General features: G+C 44.0%; 13 protein-coding genes. 5 read left to right on the top strand and 8 right to left on the bottom strand.

Features of this window, described 5'->3' with window-relative positions:
- Nucleotides 1-79 precede the first annotated feature (79 nt).
- The 4 genes from BUC07_RS02615 to BUC07_RS02600 all read right to left on the bottom strand — a co-directional run bounded on the left by BUC07_RS02615 (nt 80) and on the right by BUC07_RS02600 (nt 4,612).
- Nucleotides 80-2,143 (bottom strand): BatA domain-containing protein, encoded by a 2,064-nt coding sequence (locus BUC07_RS02615; RefSeq protein ID WP_073165130.1) that lies wholly within the window; start codon nt 2,141-2,143, stop codon nt 80-82.
- Between the two features lie 18 nt (nt 2,144-2,161).
- Nucleotides 2,162-3,142 (bottom strand): isoaspartyl peptidase/L-asparaginase family protein, encoded by a 981-nt coding sequence (locus BUC07_RS02610; RefSeq protein ID WP_073165128.1) that lies wholly within the window; start codon nt 3,140-3,142, stop codon nt 2,162-2,164.
- Between the two features lie 131 nt (nt 3,143-3,273).
- On the bottom strand, nt 3,274-3,924 hold the full coding sequence (trhA, locus tag BUC07_RS02605; protein WP_073165125.1) for a PAQR family membrane homeostasis protein TrhA: 651 nt from the start codon (nt 3,922-3,924) through the stop codon (nt 3,274-3,276).
- Nucleotides 3,925-4,090: 166 nt separating this feature from the next.
- Complete coding sequence (locus BUC07_RS02600; RefSeq protein ID WP_073165122.1) at nt 4,091-4,612, bottom strand: VOC family protein; 522 nt, start codon at nt 4,610-4,612, stop codon at nt 4,091-4,093.
- Nucleotides 4,613-4,772: 160 nt separating this feature from the next.
- Between BUC07_RS02600 and BUC07_RS02595 the strand changes: the two genes are divergently transcribed.
- Together BUC07_RS02595 and BUC07_RS02590 are read left to right on the top strand one after the other, a co-directional pair.
- Nucleotides 4,773-5,147: a hypothetical protein gene (locus tag BUC07_RS02595; protein WP_139279447.1), complete on the top strand. Its 375-nt coding sequence runs from the start codon at nt 4,773-4,775 to the stop codon at nt 5,145-5,147.
- 165 nt (nt 5,148-5,312) lie between these two features.
- The gene (locus BUC07_RS02590) at nt 5,313-7,376 is read left to right on the top strand and encodes a fasciclin domain-containing protein (RefSeq protein WP_083578058.1); all 2,064 of its coding nucleotides are present in this window, start codon (nt 5,313-5,315) and stop codon (nt 7,374-7,376) included.
- A 207-nt stretch (nt 7,377-7,583) separates the two neighbouring features.
- Here the strand turns inward: BUC07_RS02590 and BUC07_RS02585 are convergent, their stop codons facing one another.
- The 4 genes from BUC07_RS02585 to BUC07_RS02570 are packed head-to-tail and all read right to left on the bottom strand — an operon-like array spanning nt 7,584 to nt 11,819.
- Entirely contained in the window at nt 7,584-8,450 is an 867-nt protein-coding gene (locus tag BUC07_RS02585) for a glycine betaine ABC transporter substrate-binding protein (protein ID WP_139279446.1), read from the bottom strand.
- 26 nt (nt 8,451-8,476) lie between these two features.
- Nucleotides 8,477-9,340 carry an ABC transporter permease gene (locus BUC07_RS02580; protein ID WP_073165111.1) on the bottom strand — a complete coding sequence of 288 codons (864 nt, stop codon included), beginning with the start codon at nt 9,338-9,340 and terminating at the stop codon, nt 8,477-8,479.
- A 1-nt stretch (nt 9,341) separates the two neighbouring features.
- A complete protein-coding gene (locus BUC07_RS02575) occupies nt 9,342-10,583 on the bottom strand; it encodes a quaternary amine ABC transporter ATP-binding protein (protein ID WP_073165109.1) in 1,242 nt (413 codons plus the stop codon).
- A gap of 24 nt (nt 10,584-10,607) precedes the next feature.
- On the bottom strand, nt 10,608-11,819 hold the full coding sequence (locus BUC07_RS02570; RefSeq protein ID WP_073165518.1) for a hypothetical protein: 1,212 nt from the start codon (nt 11,817-11,819) through the stop codon (nt 10,608-10,610).
- 484 nt (nt 11,820-12,303) lie between these two features.
- Here BUC07_RS02570 and BUC07_RS02560 point away from each other — a divergent pair, with 484 nt between their 5' ends.
- From BUC07_RS02560 to BUC07_RS02550, 3 genes are read left to right on the top strand one after another with little or no spacing between them, the layout of a single operon-like run.
- Complete coding sequence (locus BUC07_RS02560; RefSeq protein WP_083578057.1) at nt 12,304-15,189, top strand: glycosyl hydrolase 115 family protein; 2,886 nt, start codon at nt 12,304-12,306, stop codon at nt 15,187-15,189.
- Nucleotides 15,190-15,249: 60 nt separating this feature from the next.
- Nucleotides 15,250-16,386 (top strand): glycoside hydrolase family 88/105 protein, encoded by a 1,137-nt coding sequence (locus tag BUC07_RS02555; protein ID WP_073165104.1) that lies wholly within the window; start codon nt 15,250-15,252, stop codon nt 16,384-16,386.
- Nucleotides 16,387-16,416: 30 nt separating this feature from the next.
- Nucleotides 16,417-18,570: an alpha-galactosidase gene (locus BUC07_RS02550; RefSeq protein ID WP_073165101.1), complete on the top strand. Its 2,154-nt coding sequence runs from the start codon at nt 16,417-16,419 to the stop codon at nt 18,568-18,570.
- The last annotated feature ends 53 nt before the right edge of the window (nt 18,571-18,623 follow it).

Below are 18,623 nucleotides of genomic sequence, written 5' to 3'. Positions count from 1 at the left end.
CAGATTTACAACTTTCGGGGAGATTTTCAAAATTCCCGGCAGTGTTAAAAAGCACAGAAATTAATTTCGGTTTTCAAAATTAACTTTTCCAGAAACGGGCGATTAAAACTTCGCTTAAAATGAAAAACAAGGCAAGTAAAATGCACCATTTCCAAAGCTGTTTTCCTTTGCTGAGTTCATTGTAGGTTTCTGAGAAATTTTCCGTTACATTTTCAATTACTGATGCATTTTGAAGATTGACTGCTTCCAGCCTGTTTTTTAATTCTTCCGTACCGAAAAAACGAAAGTCGGATTCCTGGCGGTCGTAATTAAAAGACAGCGCCGCAATGGTTTTGTCGTTATTTTTTACCAGGTAATGGCCGGCAGTTTCAATTTGATTTCCCAGGTCGAGGCGGGTGCCTTGTTCGGTAATGTTAACGCCGGGAATAAACCGATCGCCGGTTTCCCGGTTTTCAATTTCGGGCGATTCTTCCAGGCTGACATTACTCCGTGCAGGCAGCAGATAAGTGTTGTCTGTACCCAGCGTTTGCGAAATTTGCTGATCGGGTAAACTGTTCAGCACAATATTGTAAAGCGATGGCACGAACAAAATATCGCGGGCAAACGCTTCATTTTCTTTATTCAGCGGAAAAGCAAAGGTCCACACTTTTCCTTTGCCGTATGGCATAACCGACAGGGCTTTGTCGCCATTTTGAAACCACAGCAAATTGGTTTCGGCAGTGCGCGTGTTTTCCTGAAATTTTAAATGCCCGTTAATTTCCGGCAACAGCGCGTTGTCTTCCCTTTCCCTGAAAACATCCCTGAAAAACCGGTTGTCGAAATCGATGCCCGAAATTTCCTGCCGGGTGGTATCAGTGCCGTTAACAGTGGCCGCCCCAAACCGTGATAAAAACGTATTGTTGAACGACGGATTTTCGCCTTTGTGCGGGAATAAAACCACAGACGAACCATTCTCGGTGGCAGCCGCGAGCTGGTTTAAAAAACCGGAAGAAAAACTTTCGGGATTTACCAGAAAAACGGTATTGTATTCTGCCAGCCGGCTGATTTGCAGGCTCTGTATGTTCATCTGATCAAGTTCAACATAGTCGTCGTTTTCAAAAAGTGCCGCGATGTAATCCAATCCTTCCTGCGACTCCTGGCTATTGTTGTAAACGGCCAGCGCTTTGAGTTTTGGCTCCACGTAATAGCTGAGGTACCAGGTGTTGTCGTGCGTAAACGGATAATCGGTTATTTCGACCCTGCCCATTTGAATTCCTCCTCTGGTGTTGGTGTATTTCAGGCTGGCTGTAATTTCATTTTGGGCATCAACCGAAAAATTGGTAATCGATTTTAACGAATCGTTGAGGTAGAGGTTTAACGGAAGATTTTGGTAATCTTCGTTCGAGTTGTTTTTTATTTTCACGAAAATATTCTCTTCCTGGTTTAATCCGTGGGCAGGCACTTCCACCCAGCATGAATCGATATAAAGGTTGTTCACCTGGTTGGGAGTCATTGGAAGAAAATAGCTGAAAGTGGATTCATCTTCAAAATTTTCCGGATCGGTTATGCTTCGCTGAAAATCGGAAATGAAATAGAGCGTATTTTGAGCGTCTTCCTCGTTATTCTGGGTTTCAATATTCAGCCTGTTATAAATTAATGAAAGCGGGATGACCCCGGGCGAGGAACTGATATCAGCCACCTGCCGGATGAACTGTTCCCTGTTTAACAGGTTTTGGTGGCGCGGTTCAAGGTCGTTGGTAAACAACCTGAATTTTGTGCCCGGAGGATAGGCCTGACCTATTTCGGCGGCCTTGTTGCGGGCGCGTTCCAGTAGCTGGCCTTGTTCCGACAGGGCATTCATACTAAAGGAGTTGTCAACATAAATTCCCACAATGTTGTTTGACGATTGCTGGGTTTCGTTTCCCGAAGGAATGTAAGGTTGTGCAAAAGCAAAAACCAGGAAAACAATGGTGAGAATGCGTGCAATTAGCATGAGAATTTGCTTGAGGCGCGATTCCCTTTTCGACTCTTTTTTTATGTTTTTCAGAAATCCAACATGGCTGAAATAAACTGTTTTATACCGCCTGAAACTGAACAGGTGAATGATAACAGGAATAATAACTGCAAATAGTGCAAAGAGAAATGTTGGAAAGAGAAATTTCATAGTTCTTGTCTGTTGTTCTTATTCATTTTTAAAGATGGCAATTTCTTTTTCACCGGTTGATTTTAAATAGCCGCGAAACATTCCGCTGGTGTTGAATTCCATGGCGATGTTTCCGTTGGCATCTAGCCCGATGACACCTCCCGTTCCGTTCATTTCGCTGAGCTTTCTGATTTCTTCGCGGCAAGCTTCTGCTACACTCATATTTTTGTACTCCATGAGTGCCGAAATGTCGCGGGCAAACCCCAGCCGGATATAATATTCGCCGTGTCCGGTGCACGAAACAGCGCACGTTTTATTGTTGGCATAAGTGCCGGCGCCGATAACGGGTGAATCGCCAATGCGGCCATATTTTTTGTTGGTCATTCCGCCGGTTGACGTGCCTGCACAAAGATTTCCGTAAGTGTCGAGCACCGCACAGCCCACTGTTCCGGTGTTGTCTTTTTCGGTACGTTCGCGTTCCCTTTTTTGCAGCTGTTTTAGCGACTGATAGCGCGATTCAGTAAAAAAATATTTGTTTTTTACCATTTCAAGTCCTCGGTCTCTGGCAAATTCCGAAGCTCCCCCGCCACTCAGAAAAACATGTGCAGAGTGTTCCATCACTTCGCGCGCCGCCTTTATCGGATTTTTAATATCACGCACTCCGGCCACGGCTCCTGCATTCAGTGTTTTGCCTTCCATAATGGAAGCGTCCAGTTCGTTTTTACCCTCGCTGGTAAATACAGCTCCTTTGCCAGCATTAAACAGCGGCGAATTTTCAAGCACCTGGATAACTTCTACAACTACATCGGGGGCTTCAGCTCCTTCTTTCAATAGTTTTTCGCCAAGCAGGAGTGCTTCGTTCAGTGTGGCTTTGTATTCCGTCTGTCGTTCCGGGCTCATGGCTGATTCTGACATTACTCCAGCGCCGCCATGAATAACAAGTGCATATTTTTGCTGCCCGCTGGTGCTGAATGCAAATGCCCAAATCAGGGCAGTTATCAATAAAAATTTAAACTTCATTTTTACTGTTTTTTGGAAACAATACAAAAATGAAATAATTAAATTAAATGACAGCAATTTGCAGGAATACTTTTTGCCGATTACTGCTTAACTTTTTTGAAAGGCGATTTTTTAAGGGGGGGAATGGTACTTTAATTTAGGCTGTAAAGCACTGAAAAGAAATGGGTAATACTGCCTCCTAGCACAAACAAGTGCCAGATTCCGTGTCCGTATTTCAGGTTGCGCCAGGCATAAAAAATTACCCCCAGTGAATAGCAGCCGGCTCCGATAAATAAAAAAGTAATGCTCTGAGCGGGCAGGTTATTTATCATGGGCACAATGGCCACCAGAAACATCCAGCCCATGGCAACATAAACGCCTACCATAAGTTTTCGGAAGCGCGTGAGATAAATGGAGCGAATGACAATTCCAATAACTGCCAATCCCCACACAATTCCAAAAAGTGTCCATCCGAGCGGACCGCGTATGGTGGTCAGCACAAATGGGGTATAGGTTCCGGCAATGAGCAGAAAGATAGCGGCATGGTCGAACCGGGCAAACAGGTTTTTAATTTTTGCTTTTGTAAAACTGTGGTACAGCGTGGAAGAGAGGTAGAGTAAAAACAGCGAAGCCCCAAAAATGGAGAAACTGACCACGTGCCAGGTGTTTCCTTTGTTAACAGCATAAACGGTTAAAACTACCAGGCCGGCTATGCTCAGCAAGGCTCCAATTCCGTGGGTGATACTGTTGAAGATTTCTTCTCCCAGGGTCAAACTGCGGTAATGTGATTTATTATTGCTCATGAATTTTTTCTGAAAAAAATGTTTCGAACAAATTTATGTTTTATTCGAAGCTAACAAAATTTATGCAATTAAATAATGAATTTTAACCACAATATTAACAAATAACAATGCATTGGGGGAGTTCTGATTTTACCAAACCGGGGTGTTCAATCAATTTATTAAAAGGCTAATTTGAACCGATAATTTCAATGAATGTACCATCCGGATCCTGAACGAGGATGAATTTCCGGCCATCATCGAGAGTGGATGGTTTTTTACTTAAAATCTCAACGTTGTGATTATTCATTCTTTCAAGAAACGGGGCAATATTCGTCACAAAAAGTGTAATGTACTGCATCCCGGTATCGTCGTGAATGTAGTTTTGTTTTGGGTGATTGGCTTTCTCTCCAAAGCTCATCAGTTTCCACTCGCTGGCCTGCGGGCTGTCTTTAAGTTTCAATATTTTAACATCGAGCGACCGTCCGTCAGATAAACCCAGTTCTTTTGCATTTTCGCCATTAACACCAAATGCCCCGGTTTGTGTCATTCCAATTACATTGGTATAAAAATCAAGCGATTTGTCGAGGTCAGAAACAACAACACCAATGCTAATTCCGGAATGGTTAAATTCCTCAGGCGCAGGTGCCATTTGGGCATTCATGTGGGTTGAAACAAAAAACAGGATGATGGCAGTAAATAAATTTTTCATTGTTATTGGTTTTTTTAAGTTTCTTTCAGCAGCTAAAATAAGTAATTTCTTTTGTAAACAGTGCCCGAATTTTTACTTGATGGCCGGGATTATTTTCATTCTTACTTCAGGTTTTGGATGTTTTATTGTACATTGAACCTCCAATTTTGAAATGTATTTTATGGAATTTCCTCAGGTAAGAAATGATAATGTCAGCCAATTTTTAGATCGAGCTGAAATAGTTAAGGAAACTGCCAGCCAGGTTATGAAAGATTTTGGAATGTTTGGCGTGGAAATTACTTTTTCGGGAGATGTGGAAAATGCCTACGAAGAACTGCACCGTCAGCTTTCAGACCAAATAACAGGTCTTATTCAGTATAACTACGATAAGTTGCTTTCAGTGCTTTACCAGGTGGACATTACCGACCGTGAAATTGCACGGGCCGAACAGGAACTACCTCATTATTCACACATCGAAATTATTGCTCATCAGGTTATTGTGCGCGATTTAAAAAAGGTTTTGCTGCGGCGGTATTTTAAGTCGAAAGAAAAATAACCACCACCTGTCCATATTTATTTTACAGATAATAATCCTGCATGCATCTATTAAAGAGGTGTTTGAAGTGTCGTTTTAATTTTTGTTTAAATGAAAAGATGAATTGTGAAACAAAAATAATTGTTTATTGTTTTATTGTTAATATTAAACAAAAATTAAAAAACTATGAAACATTTTAGACTTTTCTTCATTGCAACCATGGTTATTTCAACTATTGGTTTATCAGCCAAAGCAACCAAAGTGGTTGATATTATTGCCGGAAGTGAAAACCACACCATTTTGGAAACGGCCATTGTAGAATCGAATCTGGAAGATGATTTGAGAGGAGCTGGACCGTTTACCATTTTTGCTCCTACCGATGCCGCCTTTCAGGCCCTGCCGGAAGGAACCATTGATGCACTCCTCTCTGATTCCAGGGGAGCTTTGACAGATATTTTGCTTCACCACGTGCTTGACGGTAAGGTGATGAGTTCGGATTTATCTGACGGAATGACTGCGAATACTTATTATGGAGAAGACCTTGGGATTTCTGTTAATGATGAGGGAGTTTTTATTGACGGGGCCAAAGTAACTGTTGCCGATCTGGAGGCTGACAATGGTGTTGTGCATGTTATTGATGTCGTTTTACTTCCGGATGAGTACAAACATTTGGCAGAAATCCCTGAAACTGTAGTTGACATCGCCACTTCAGACGATAATTTCAGCAACCTGGTAGCTGCTTTGACCCGTGAAGATTTGACCATCGACTTTGTGGGCTCACTCACCGGTGAAGGTCCGTTCACTGTGTTTGCCCCGACCAACGCAGCTTTTGCTGCATTGCTGGATGAGCTGGGAGCAAGTTCACTGGACGACATCGCCACCGAAACTTTGGAAGCTGTATTGCAGATGCACGTGCTTTCCGGCAAAGTAATGTCCACTGATTTGAGCGAAGGACTGACTGCCGAAACCCTGCTGGGCCAGGAATTGACATTCAGCCTGGAAGGTGGAGCTAAAATTACCGATCCGAACGGTCGCGTGAGCAACATCACCGCCGTGGATATTGAAGCGCAGAATGGTGTTGTACATGTTATTGATACCGTAATTTTACCCGACCAGCGTCCTGAAACTGTAGTTGACATCGCCATTTCAGACGATAATTTTAGCATCCTGGTAGCTGCTTTGACCCGCGAAGATTTGACCATCGACTTTGTAGGTGCGCTGACCGGTGAAGGCCCGTTTACCGTATTTGCCCCGACCAACGCAGCTTTTGCCGCATTACTGGATGAACTGGGTGCCACTTCATTAAACGATATCGACACCGAAACACTGGAGGCTGTATTGCAAATGCATGTACTGGCCGGCAAAGTAATGTCCGCCGATTTAAGCGAAGGTTTGATGGCAGAAACACTACTTGGTCAGGAATTGACATTCAGCCTGGAAGACGGCGCAAAAGTGATTGACCCGAACGGTCGTGTGAGCAACATCACGGCTGTTGATATTGAAGCACAAAACGGTGTGGTACATGTAATCGACACGGTAATTCTTTCGGATTTACGTCCGGAAACAGTAGTTGACATTGCTACCGGCAATGAGGACTTCAGCATTCTGGTACAGGCTTTAACCCGCGAAGATTTGACCATCGACTTCGTAAGCGCTTTGACCGGCGAAGGCCCGTTTACCGTGTTTGCCCCGACCAACGCTGCTTTTGCCGCATTGCTGAATGAACTGGGTGCCACTTCACTGGGCGACATCGCCACTGAAACGCTGGAAGCTGTTTTGCAGATGCACGTGCTTTCCGGAAAAGTGATGTCAACCGACCTGAGCGAAGGTTTGATGGCAGAAACACTACTTGGTCAGGAATTGACATTCAGCCTGGAAGACGGCGCGAAAGTAACTGACCCGAACGGCCGCGTGAGCAACATCACGGCTGTTGATATTGAAGCACAAAACGGTGTGGTACATGTTATTGATACTGTAATTTTGATGGATTTAACACCCACGAGCGTTACAACTCTGAAAGAAATCAGATTTGATTTTTATCCAAATCCGGCTGCCGGCTACATTACCGTCCGCACTGACGAAATTGGCAGTACTGTTCAAATTATTGATATTTCAGGTAAACTGATACGTACTGAAAAAGTAGTTAGCAGTGGTCAACAAATTGACTTAAGTGGCGTGAAATCCGGTGTTTATTTCATTTCACTGGAAAATGGTTTCAATAAAGTAACTGAAAAACTGATTGTCAGATAATCCTGTTAATTACTTCATTCACAGGGTGTAGTTGGAAATTATGAAGAGTGGTGAGTGGGGTGAGTAATCAGGTTATTTGTGCAATACCAAAAGGTTGCCAAATCTGGCAACCTTTTCTTATAGGCATAAAAAAACCTGGATGGATTTTACCATCCAGGTTTTTTATTATTCAGGCTTTTGAATAAGTTGAAATATCTATTTATACTCTTATTCGAACCAGCCGTCAACCATGGCTTTGTTAGCTTCGTACCATCTTGTTGCCCCGGCTTCTTCACCTTCCATGTCAATGGCGCCCATCAGGCTGTAAAGCTGCTCTTCGCGCAGGTTGAAGTTTTTGAAGAATTGTGCCGCTTCGGGGCTGTCTTCTTCAAAATCAGATCTTGAAACTATGGCGCACACGTCTGTTGGGTAAACCCCTTTCGGGTCGTCAAGATATTTGATATCGAAGTTTGCCCACATGAAGTGAGGTTTCCAACCTGTAATAACAATCCATTCATCGTTTGCAACGGCTTTATCCAGGCTGGCAACCATTGCCGGGCCGCTTGAGGTAAGTTGTTCAAAGTCGAGGTCATATTCTTCGATAGCTTTTAAGGTATTGGCGTGGATTCCTGCACCGCTGCCAATTCCAATAATTTCACCGTCAAATTCATCCACATGGTCATTCAATTCTTCAATAGAATTAATATCCACATACGATGGCACAACCAATCCGGTTGTTCCTCCACTAAATGATTCGCCGAGTTTTACAAGTTTGTCGCCATAATCTTCCCAGTAAGGAGCGTGGGTGTGTGGCAACCAAGCGTCGAGAAAAACATCGCCTTTTGCGTTCTCTTTCGACAACTCGCCGTAGATTAGTCCCGGTTCGAGGTTAATAATTTCAACATCATACCCTTTGTCTTCGAGGGCAACTTTTGCCAGGTGGGTGAAGGCAATTCCTTCTCCCCAGTTCGGGTATAATATTGTTACTTCTTTTTTCGATTCTTCTTTCGAACCAGATCCACCACCGCAAGAGCTAATGGCAAAAACAAGTCCTGCTACTACTACTAAGCTCAGTAATTTTTTGAATTTCATCATAATTATTCGTTTTTTAAGGTTACTACTTATTTTTTACTTCCTATGGATTGTGTAATCCTGTCGAGTATCATTGCCAAAACAACAATTCCCAAACCGGATTCAAATCCTTTTGCAATATCATTTTGCTGAATTCCCTGGTAAACAATACTTCCCAGTCCTTTTGCTCCTACCATGGAAGCAATTACCACCATAGAAAGTGCAAGTAAAATTACCTGGTTGATACCTGCAAGAATTGTAGGCATTGCCAGCGGCAACTGAATTTTATATAAAATCTGGTTCTCGTTGGCCCCAAATGCCCTGCCTGCTTCAATCACATCGCCCGGAACATTTCTGATTCCCAGGTTGGTTAACCTAACTGATGGCGGCAACGAAAAAATTACCGTTGCAATAACACCAGGAGTGTTCCCCACACTGAAAAAGAAAATAGCCGGAATGAGGTAAACAAAAGCGGGCATTGTTTGCATAAAGTCGAGAATGGGCCGTATTACGGTATCAGCCGTATTGCTTTTAGCCGACCAAATTCCAAACGGTATCCCAAGAATTAGTGCAATAATGGTTGAAACAATTACCAGGGTTGTGGTTTGAATGGCTTCTTCCCAATAGCCCATTGCGTATATCAGCAATAAACCGAGGATAACAAAGATCGTAAGGCCATACGCTTTTTTCAACCCTGACAGGGTAAACATTTTGTTGCCTGCTTTCACATAATATGCAATAAATGCTATTAGTGCAAGAATGATAACAAACGGTATCGCAAGAAACAAATCATTCATGTTTTCCACCAGCCAGGAAATACCATCGTCGATGGCACTCCAGAGAAAGGATAAATTTTGTTCGAGTGAATTAATTCCTTTCTCAATGTATTCTCCAATTGGTAAAATCTTTTCCATATTATAATTCGTTTGCTTCTCCAATTAATTTATCCATCTCTTTGTCGTCAAACCGTGTTGACTCAATAATTAACGAAGTTTGGGTTATAATACCCTCGAGTTTTCCTTCATCGTCAACTACTGCAAGCGGATGATGGTGCCCTGTAATCAGCGGCAGCATTTCTTCCACTGTGTAGTGTTTGTAAACACTCGGAACTTCTGTATTCAGTGCGCTTTCTACAGTTTTAGCTTTCTCTTTTTCAAGTTTCAGCATATCTTCAAGCCATACGTAGCCCAAAAATTTTTCATCATTGTCTTCCACCGGAAGAACATTGACTCCTGCTTCACGCATTTTGCGTATTGCTGCTTTTGGCCCGTCTTTTTTGAACCTGACAATTATCGGGTTGTCGAACATCAGCGTTTCTGCTGTAATAATGGTTTTACGATCCACTTTTTCCACAAATGCCTCAACATATTCAGTTGCCGGATCAGTAAGAATTTCCTCGGCTGTACCAATTTGTTCCACCACGCCATCTTTCATAATGGCAATCCGGTCGCCCACCTTCATTGCTTCATCCAGGTCGTGCGTAATAAACACGATGGTTTTATGCAACTTATTCTGGATTTGCAGTAACTCATCCTGCATGTCGGATTTAATCAGTGGGTCGAGTGCTGAAAAAGCTTCGTCCATCAGCAGCACATCGGTGTCGTTGGCAAGTGCTCTTGCCAGACCAACACGTTGCTGCATCCCTCCTGACAATTCCGCAGGGTACTGATCTTCGTATCCTTCCAAACCAACGGTCTTCAGTGCTTTCATGCCTTTTTCATCCCGTTGCTCTTTTGGCTCTCCTCTGATTTCGAGACCGAAAGCTGCGTTTTCCAGTATAGTCCGGTGTGGGAGCAGGCCAAATTTCTGAAAGACCATACTCATTTCGGTGCGGCGGGTATCGAGCAATTGTTTGTTCGAATCACGGGTGATATCGTGTTCTTTAAAATACACTCTGCCATCGGTCGGGTCATTGAGCCGGTTAAGGCAGCGGATAAGTGTTGACTTTCCGCTGCCCGACAGCCCCATGATAACAAAAATTTCTCCCTTTTTAATTTCGAAACTGGCCTTGTTTACACCTACGGTGCATTTTGTCTTTTTCAGGATGTCAGTCTTGCTGTAACCCTGATTGAGAAGTTCCAGCGCCTCTTTTTTTCGTTTTCCGAAAATGAGGGTCAGATCCTCTACTTTAATTCTAATGTTGTTATCGTCGGCCATAAATTTAAAATTTAGTTATTTTTTTTAGAAATAGTATCCAATGTTAATATTGAAACGTTTGTTCCAATCCGGATCAGCAACACCTGAACCTAAACCTTTTCCGAAATCGTCAGTTAGCCAGGGCTGGTTTTTACCCATTGCATAATCGAAATAGGCATAAATACCTCCTGCACTTACCAGGAATCCGGGAATTAAATGTTCGGTGTCGTGGAAGTTTTCGTTTGTTTTGTCAATCAACGTGTAGTCAACGTATGGCTGAATACTTGAAATGGGCCCCCATTCAACCGGAATGGTGTAAGCTAATCCGGCTACGTACATGTTGGCTTTTGCTGCTACACCACCTGTGTAGTTATCGCCACCGTAATAAATATCGCCGTATGCTCCCATCTGAATCACGTCAAGGTCCTGTCCGTCGTCGCTTTTAGCTTTGTAGTTATAATTAACATACTCAGCTTTAAGGTTAAAGTTACCAAAATTTCCGACAACATGCCCTGCAAATGCAGTAGAAGTTTCAGATTCATCTAAAACAGAGTTGTAAATTCCACCAATTTGCGCAGAAGCTCCAAGCTCCCAGCCGTCAGCTACATTGTAGGCATAGCGGGCATTAAACTGTCCGAGTTCGCGGATGTGTGCTGCCACGGTTGCAGTTTCGCCGTTGTTTTCAGTTGCACCGGTTCCCGGAACAATGTCGTAAGAATAGCGACCTGGGCCTGCGTTCCCGTAAGTTACATCACCACCGGCACGTGGTCCTTCAGGTTCTGCCTGACGAAAATAGGCTAGAGACAAAATACCGTTTTCGCCGGTGTTAATGTCGAAATTGATACCCATGTCGTAGTCATCCTCCAGTCCAACATAGTAAGGTCCCTGGAACCACCATGAGTGTGAGGCGTAAGTAGTAATACCAAAAGGCACCTGAGTTACACCAAGTTCCATGTAAACATTGTCAGAAAAGGCATATCCCAGAAATCCGTGATGGATAAAGTGAGATCCGAACGTGGGGTAAAACCTGTACTCAAAACTGAGGTCGATCCCTGCCATCGAACCGTCAACATTCAATCGCCAAGTGTCCCATGTAAATTGCGGGTTCAGGCTGTTAGAGCCACTTTCGTAGTTTGTAGAAAGAATGTTGTAACGCATGGCACCGCCAAACGTAAAACCGTCTTCTTTCTCCTCATCTTGAGCAAAAGTTAAAAAACTCGATAATAGCAATGCAATAAAAAGTAATTTTCGTTTCATAATCATAAACAATAATTTTTAAATGGTTCTAAATCTGTTTTTTATTTTTATATATGGTTCAACAAAACATTTTTATGTCTCCGTTTTTTGTTGATTTCCTTCAACTTAAATTTGTCATAAACATCTTTAATAACATTTTTAAATTGTTATTGTTCTGAGGCAATGATTTGATTTTGTGGTTTTTAATTTTGGGTTCAAGGGGATATTCCGGGCTTTTCAGTTCTGAAAGGCCATTCGCAATTTCAATTTTATTTTGTGACGTTTCCGCTATTGAAATTATCATAATCCGATGCAAAGAAACAAAAAATGATTTTAGGTGAAAAATTGTCCTTTTTACACTATGATTTTTTGAAAATTAAATAGCTGATTGTTAGTGTTTTAGTGTTTTTGGGAAATCGATGTTAACTCATTGTAAACTTGTTATTTCTCAGAAAAAGAGTATATTGGTTTTGTAAATCATTAAACGTTTAAACCTGTTTGAAAAATGACTAAAAATAAATTCAAATTTATTCTGTTCTGTTCATTATTTGCACTTAGTTTATTTCCTATTTTTAAGGGTGTTGCAGGAAATGGTAATGAAAACTTGTTGCCGGTTGCATATTTAACAAATCATCCTTCCCCTGATGATTTCACCCTGGTCTCATCCGGTAAAACTGCCCCACTTGTGCTTGATGGGTATGAGTATCCAGGTGTCATTAAAGTAGCAGGTATGCTTCAAAATGATATTTATAAAGTTACAGGAACAAAGCCGCGGGTTATTCTTGACCAGTTTCCACAGGGCCAGCAGGCAGTAATTATCGGAACAATCGGACAAAGCAAACTTATTGATGGTTTAGTTGAATCGGGGAAAATCAGTGTTGACGATATAAAAGGGAAATGGGAAACATCACTGATTCAGGTAGTTGAAAATCCGTTTCCCAATGTTCCAAAAGCTTTGGTAATTGCCGGAAGCGACAAGCGGGGAACCATCTACGGCATGTTCGACCTTTCGCGGCAGATGGGCATGTCGCCCTGGCATTTCTGGAGCGATGTACCACCCAAATCAAAGTCGCAGCTTTTTGTGAAAAACGGCCGGTACAATCTGGGGACCCCAAAAGTGAAATATCGTGGTATTTTTCTGAACGATGAGGAACCTGCACTCGGACGCTGGGCTGTTGAGAATTATGGCGGGTTTAACCATCTCTTTTACGAAAAGGTATTTGAGCTGATTCTCCGGATGAAAGGAAACTATTTATGGCCTGCCATGTGGTGGGCCGGTTTTTACAGCGACGACCCGCAAAATGCTGAACTGGCCCATGAACTGGGAATTGTGATGGGCACCACCCACCACGAACCCATGATGCGCGCCCACGCCGAGTGGAAAGCCGGCGGCGAGGGCGACTGGAATTATGAAACCAACGAGGAAATACTGAAAGAGTTCTGGAGAGGCGGTATCGAACGGATGGATGACCGCGAAAGTATTGTTACACTTGCCATGCGCGGCGATGGTGACATGGCCATGACCGACGAAACCAATATCGAGCTGCTCGAGCGGATTGTTGCCGACCAGCGCAAAATTATAGAAGATGTGACCGGAGAAGATGCCGCTGAAACGCCCCAGCTTTGGGCGCTTTACAAAGAAGTGCAGGATTATTACGACCAGGGAATGCGCGTGCCCGATGATGTTACGTTGTTGCTGTGCGATGATAACTGGGGCAACATCCGCAAACTTCCAAAGCCAGATGCCCCGCCACGTGAAGGCGGCTACGGCATTTATTATCATTTCGACTATGTAGGCGGGCCACGGAATTACAAATGGTTAAACACCAGTCCACTGCCACGGGTTTGGGAGCAGATGAATTTGGCTTACCGCCACGGGGTTGACCGTATCTGGATTGTAAATGTGGGCGATCTGAAACCCATGGAACTCCCCATTTCGTTTTTTCTCGATTTTGCTTTCGACCCGGATGCCTGGCCAGCCGAACGGCTGAATGAATACACTGAATTGTGGGCCAAAGAACAGTTCGGTAGCGAACACAGCACTGAAATTGCTGAAATGCTGCGACTTTACACCAAATTCAACGGGCGCCGCAAACCGGAATTGTTGTCGCCCGAAACATACAGCCTCATTCATTTTAACGAAGCGGAACGCGTGAGGAGCGACTACAATCAACTGGCGGAGCGGGCCAAAAAGCTGTACGAAAAAATTCCTGCCGAAGACAAAGACGCTTTTTATCAGTTGGTTTTGCACCCGATTATCGCCTGTGCCAACCTCAACGATTTGTATGTAACCACGGCTCAAAACCGTTTATATGCCAGCCAGGGGCGTGCGTTGACAAACCAAATGGCCAGCCGGGTTGAAAAGTTGTTTGAAAAAGATGCCGAAATAACCGACTATTACCACACCGAACTGGCGAACGGAAAATGGAACCACATGATGGCACAAACGCACATCGGTTATACTTACTGGCAACAACCGCCAGAGAATTCGATGCCCGAGGTGGAAACGATTTCTGTTCCTGAAAAAGCAGAAATGGGCGTGGCTATCGAAGGTTCGGAAAAATTTTGGACCAGCGGCGTTGCAGATGTGTCGCTGCCCGAAATCAGCACCGTTTGTGAAAATTCGGTTTACATCGAAATTTTTAACCGCGGCAAAGTGCCCTTTTCTTATCGTGTTGAAACGGGTGAAGAGTGGCTTACATTTCATCCGGCAAGCGGAACGGTGGATGACGAAGTGCGTTTGTGGGCAAGTGTAAACCGTGATTTGGTTCCGGCAGGCTATCACAGTGTTCCGGTAAAAATTAGCGGCAACGGGCAAACCGTAACAGTCAATGCACGGGTGTTTAAAACCACAGTTTATGAAAGCCAACTCGCCGGAACTTTTCCCGAATGCAAAGGCTATGTTTCCATGGAGGCTGAACATTTCAACCGGAAAGTTGAAACAGAAAATATTACCTGGAAAGTGATTTCGGGACTTGGCAGAACGCTTGGCGGTGTGACTGTTAAGCCGGTAACTGCCGAAAGAATTAAGCCGGAAGGTGACAGTCCGCGGCTGGAATACGATATCTTTCTTTTTGAGCCCGGCGAAATTGAACTAAACGTGCTGCTTTCGCCCACACTGAACTACTATACCAACGACGAAACCCGCAAAATTGCTGTTTCTGTGGATGACGAAGAACCGCAAATCATCAATCTTCACGAAAATGAAACATTACAGGACTGGGAGCGCTGGGTAAGCAACAACAGCATTGAAACTTCAACAAAACACAACATTCATGAACCCGGAAAACATACTGTGAAAATCTGGATGGTGGATGCCGGGCTGGTGATTCAGAAAGTTGTGATCCGCTCGGGCGAGAAAGGACCAACCTACCTGAAACTATTTTTGTGAATTAATCCTATTTTTACAGAAAGAATTAAAACGACCATTTTTACTAAACGAAAATTAACCATGAAGAAAACTGCAATTCTATTTTTCATTTTTTCCCTATTTTCAACTTTTTCAGCTAACGCGCAGGATTTGCCGCAAAGACAAAAAGTGCTGAGCGACATGCTGCTTGCCAACGAATATTTTATGACCAAAAATCCGAATGTGGGTAAAACGCTGGTGACTGACAGGGAACGCCCCAGCAACATCTGGACACGAGGCGTGTATTACGAAGGTCTGATGGCGCTGCACCAGGTTTTTCCGAAAAAGGAATTTTACAATTATGCCGTGGATTGGGCCGAATTCCACAACTGGGGAATGCGCAACGGGAACACCACGCGCAATGCCGACGATCAGTGCTGCGGGCAGACTTACATCGATTTGTACAACATTTTGCCTGACCCGGCACGCATCAAAAACATTAAAATTTGCATGGACATGATGGTGAACACACCGCAAAATGACGACTGGTGGTGGATTGATGCATTGCAAATGGCAATGCCGGTGTTTGCCAAACTGGGCGTGGTTTACAACGATGACAGGTATTTCAACAAAATGTACGAAATGTACATGTTTACCCGAAACGAACATGGCGACAAAGGGCTGTTTAATGAAGACGACGGACTGTGGTGGCGCGATGCCGATTTCGACCCGCCTTACACTGAACCAAATGGTAAAGACTGCTACTGGAGCCGCGGAAACGGCTGGGTAGTGGCAGCGCTGATACGCGTTCTTAACACAATTCCTGAAAATGAAAAACACCGTGAACAATACATGAACGATTACCTGGCCATGATGGATGCGCTCGTTCCCATTCAGCGCGAAGATGGTTTCTGGAATGCGAGTCTGCACGACCCGACCAACTACGGCGGAAAAGAGCTGACCGGAACTTCGCTTTTTGTGTACGGAATGGCCTGGGGGATTAACAACGGCTATCTCGACCGTGAAAAATATTTGCCCGCAATCACAAAAGCCTGGAACGGACTGGTGAACGACTGTCTGCATGAAAACGGTTTTCTTGGTTACGTGCAGGGAACCGGAAAAGAACCAAGCGCTGGTCAGCCGGTAACGTACGACAAAGTGCCCGATTTTGAAGACTACGGACTGGGCTGTTTTTTGCTTGCCGGAACGGAAGTGTACAAAATGGAAGAACTTGATTAGATTTTCAAAAATCAATAAAAAACAAAATCGATGAAAACTCAGTTTATAACTTTTATTTTCTTTTTGATAACCGGATTGCTCAGTGCCCAGGAAGGCCCCATTATTATTGAAACACAAAATACTGCAGTTGCTTACAAAATAAACTCCGAGGGAAAACTCCTGCAGGTTTACATGGGCGAAAAGTTGAAAAATGTCTCGGAATACGAGTTGCTGAATAGCCGGAATGAAGCTTATGTCACCGCCGGAATGCACGATGTGCACGAACCGGCCATCCGAATTATTCACAACGACAGCAATCCTTCGTTGTCGCTTTTTTTTCAAAATGTTGAAGTTGCTGAAGAAATCGACAATGTTAAAACCACGGTAATTACGCTGAAAGACGATAAATACCCGGTTGAAGTAAAGCTGTTTTTCAAAGCTTTTTGGAAGGAAGATGTGATAGAAACCTGGACCGAAATTGTTCATCAGGAAAACGAACCGGTGTGGATGACAAAGTTTGCCTCGTCGATGTTGCATTTTGGTGAGAAAGAGTACTGGCTCACCCAGTTTCACGGCGACTGGAACAAGGAAATGATTATGCAGGAAAGCAAACTTACCAGCGGCATGAAAGTCTTGGACAGCAAACTGGGAACCCGCACCAATAAATTTCAGGCACCTTTCTTTTTCCTTTCGATGAACCAACCGGCGACCGAAACCGAAGGCGATGTGATGGCAGGCACCATTGCCTGGACGGGCAACTTTCAGTTTGTTTTCGAAATTGATGAGTTGAATTCACTTCGGGTCGTATCGGGAATGAATCCGTTTGCATCGGAGTATCAGTTGCAACCGGGCGAGTTGTTTAAAACACCGTCCTTCATTTTTACGCTTTCAAATCAGGGCAAAGGCCAGGCCAGCCGGAACCTGCACAAGTGGGCACAAAAATACCAGGTGCTGCACGGAACCGAAGGCCGGCTCACCTTGCTGAACAACTGGGAAGCCACCTATTTCGATTTTGATGAAGACCGATTGGTTGAACTTTTCGACGGTGCCAAAGAACTGGGAGTGGATTTGTTCCTGCTCGACGACGGCTGGTTTGGCAACAAATACCCGCGCAACCACGACCGGGCCGGGCTGGGCGACTGGCAGGCCAATAAAAAGAAACTGCCTCACGGAATCGGTTACCTCGTGGAGCAGGCCGAAGAAAAAGGAATCAAATTCGGGATTTGGCTCGAACCCGAAATGGTGAATCCCAAAAGCGAATTGTATGAACAGCATCCTGAATGGATTCTGAAACTGAAAAACCGTCCGGAGCATTATTCGCGCAACCAGCTCGTGCTGGATATGTCGAATCCCGAAGTACAGCAGTTTGTTTTTAATGTGGTGGATGAAATGCTGACCGAGCACCCTGAAATTGCGTTTATAAAATGGGATTGCAACCGTGAAATGACCAATACTTATTCGGAATATCTTGGTGAAAATCAATCGCATATTTTTATTGAATACGTGAATGGCTTTTACAAAGTGATGGAAGATTTACGCGAAAAACATCCCGATTTGCCCATTATGCTTTGCTCGGGCGGAGGCGGCCGCACCGATTACGGCGCCATGAAATATTTTACCGAATTTTGGGCGAGTGACAACACAAGCGCCTACGACCGGATTTTTATCCAGTGGGGCTATTCGTATTTCTTCCCGGCCAACACAATATGCAACCATGTTACTTCAATGGGCAACCAGTCGCTTAAGTTCCGTACCGATGTGGCAATGATGGGAAAAATGGGATACGACATTCGTGTGGAAGAATTTTCAGAAGAAGAACTGGAATTTAGCCAGCAGGTACTCAAAGATTACGACCGGCTGAAAGATGTTATCTGGTTTGGCGAAATGTACCGGCTGGTTTCTCCCTACGAAGAGGAAAGGGCCTCGCTGATGTACGTTTCGGAGCCAAAAGACAAGGCGGTAGTTTTTTGTTATAATCTTTATCCGTACCGCGAGGAACATACCAACCCCGTAAAATTGCAGGGCCTCGATCCCGACAAAAAGTACCGGGTAAAAGAAATTAATAAAATTCCGGGCCAACGCTGGTCTGCTTTCCGGCAGGACGACCAGGTTTTTACAGGCGATTACCTGATGAAAGTGGGTTTAAATTTTGCCGATACCCGCGAATTGACCAGCACCGTGGTTGAATTAACTGCCGAAAATTAGGTTAATCGCTACCAGTTTTTGCAATTTTGAATGTATGAACTGAGCAGATTTTG

This window comes from Tangfeifania diversioriginum, assembly GCF_900141875.1.
GTDB classification, from domain to species: Bacteria; Bacteroidota; Bacteroidia; order Bacteroidales; family Prolixibacteraceae; genus Tangfeifania; species Tangfeifania diversioriginum.
Note: the sequence above shows the minus strand (reverse complement) of the source record. Positions and strands in the feature narration are given on the sequence as shown.

Bases quoted from the DNA above. Each gene is read 5' to 3' on its own strand.
- BUC07_RS02615 (WP_073165130.1), bottom strand. From the start codon at position 2,143: ATGAAATTTCTCTTTCCAACATTTCTCTTTGCACTATTTGCAGTTATT.
- BUC07_RS02610 (WP_073165128.1), bottom strand. From the start codon at position 3,142: ATGAAGTTTAAATTTTTATTGATAACTGCCCTGATTTGGGCATTTGCA.
- trhA (WP_073165125.1), bottom strand. From the start codon at position 3,924: ATGAGCAATAATAAATCACATTACCGCAGTTTGACCCTGGGAGAAGAA.
- BUC07_RS02600 (WP_073165122.1), bottom strand. From the start codon at position 4,612: ATGAAAAATTTATTTACTGCCATCATCCTGTTTTTTGTTTCAACCCAC.
- BUC07_RS02595 (WP_139279447.1), top strand. From the start codon at position 4,773: ATGGAATTTCCTCAGGTAAGAAATGATAATGTCAGCCAATTTTTAGAT.
- BUC07_RS02590 (WP_083578058.1), top strand. From the start codon at position 5,313: ATGAAACATTTTAGACTTTTCTTCATTGCAACCATGGTTATTTCAACT.
- BUC07_RS02585 (WP_139279446.1), bottom strand. From the start codon at position 8,450: ATGATGAAATTCAAAAAATTACTGAGCTTAGTAGTAGTAGCAGGACTT.
- BUC07_RS02580 (WP_073165111.1), bottom strand. From the start codon at position 9,340: ATGGAAAAGATTTTACCAATTGGAGAATACATTGAGAAAGGAATTAAT.
- BUC07_RS02575 (WP_073165109.1), bottom strand. From the start codon at position 10,583: ATGGCCGACGATAACAACATTAGAATTAAAGTAGAGGATCTGACCCTC.
- BUC07_RS02570 (WP_073165518.1), bottom strand. From the start codon at position 11,819: ATGAAACGAAAATTACTTTTTATTGCATTGCTATTATCGAGTTTTTTA.
- BUC07_RS02560 (WP_083578057.1), top strand. From the start codon at position 12,304: ATGACTAAAAATAAATTCAAATTTATTCTGTTCTGTTCATTATTTGCA.
- BUC07_RS02555 (WP_073165104.1), top strand. From the start codon at position 15,250: ATGAAGAAAACTGCAATTCTATTTTTCATTTTTTCCCTATTTTCAACT.
- BUC07_RS02550 (WP_073165101.1), top strand. From the start codon at position 16,417: ATGAAAACTCAGTTTATAACTTTTATTTTCTTTTTGATAACCGGATTG.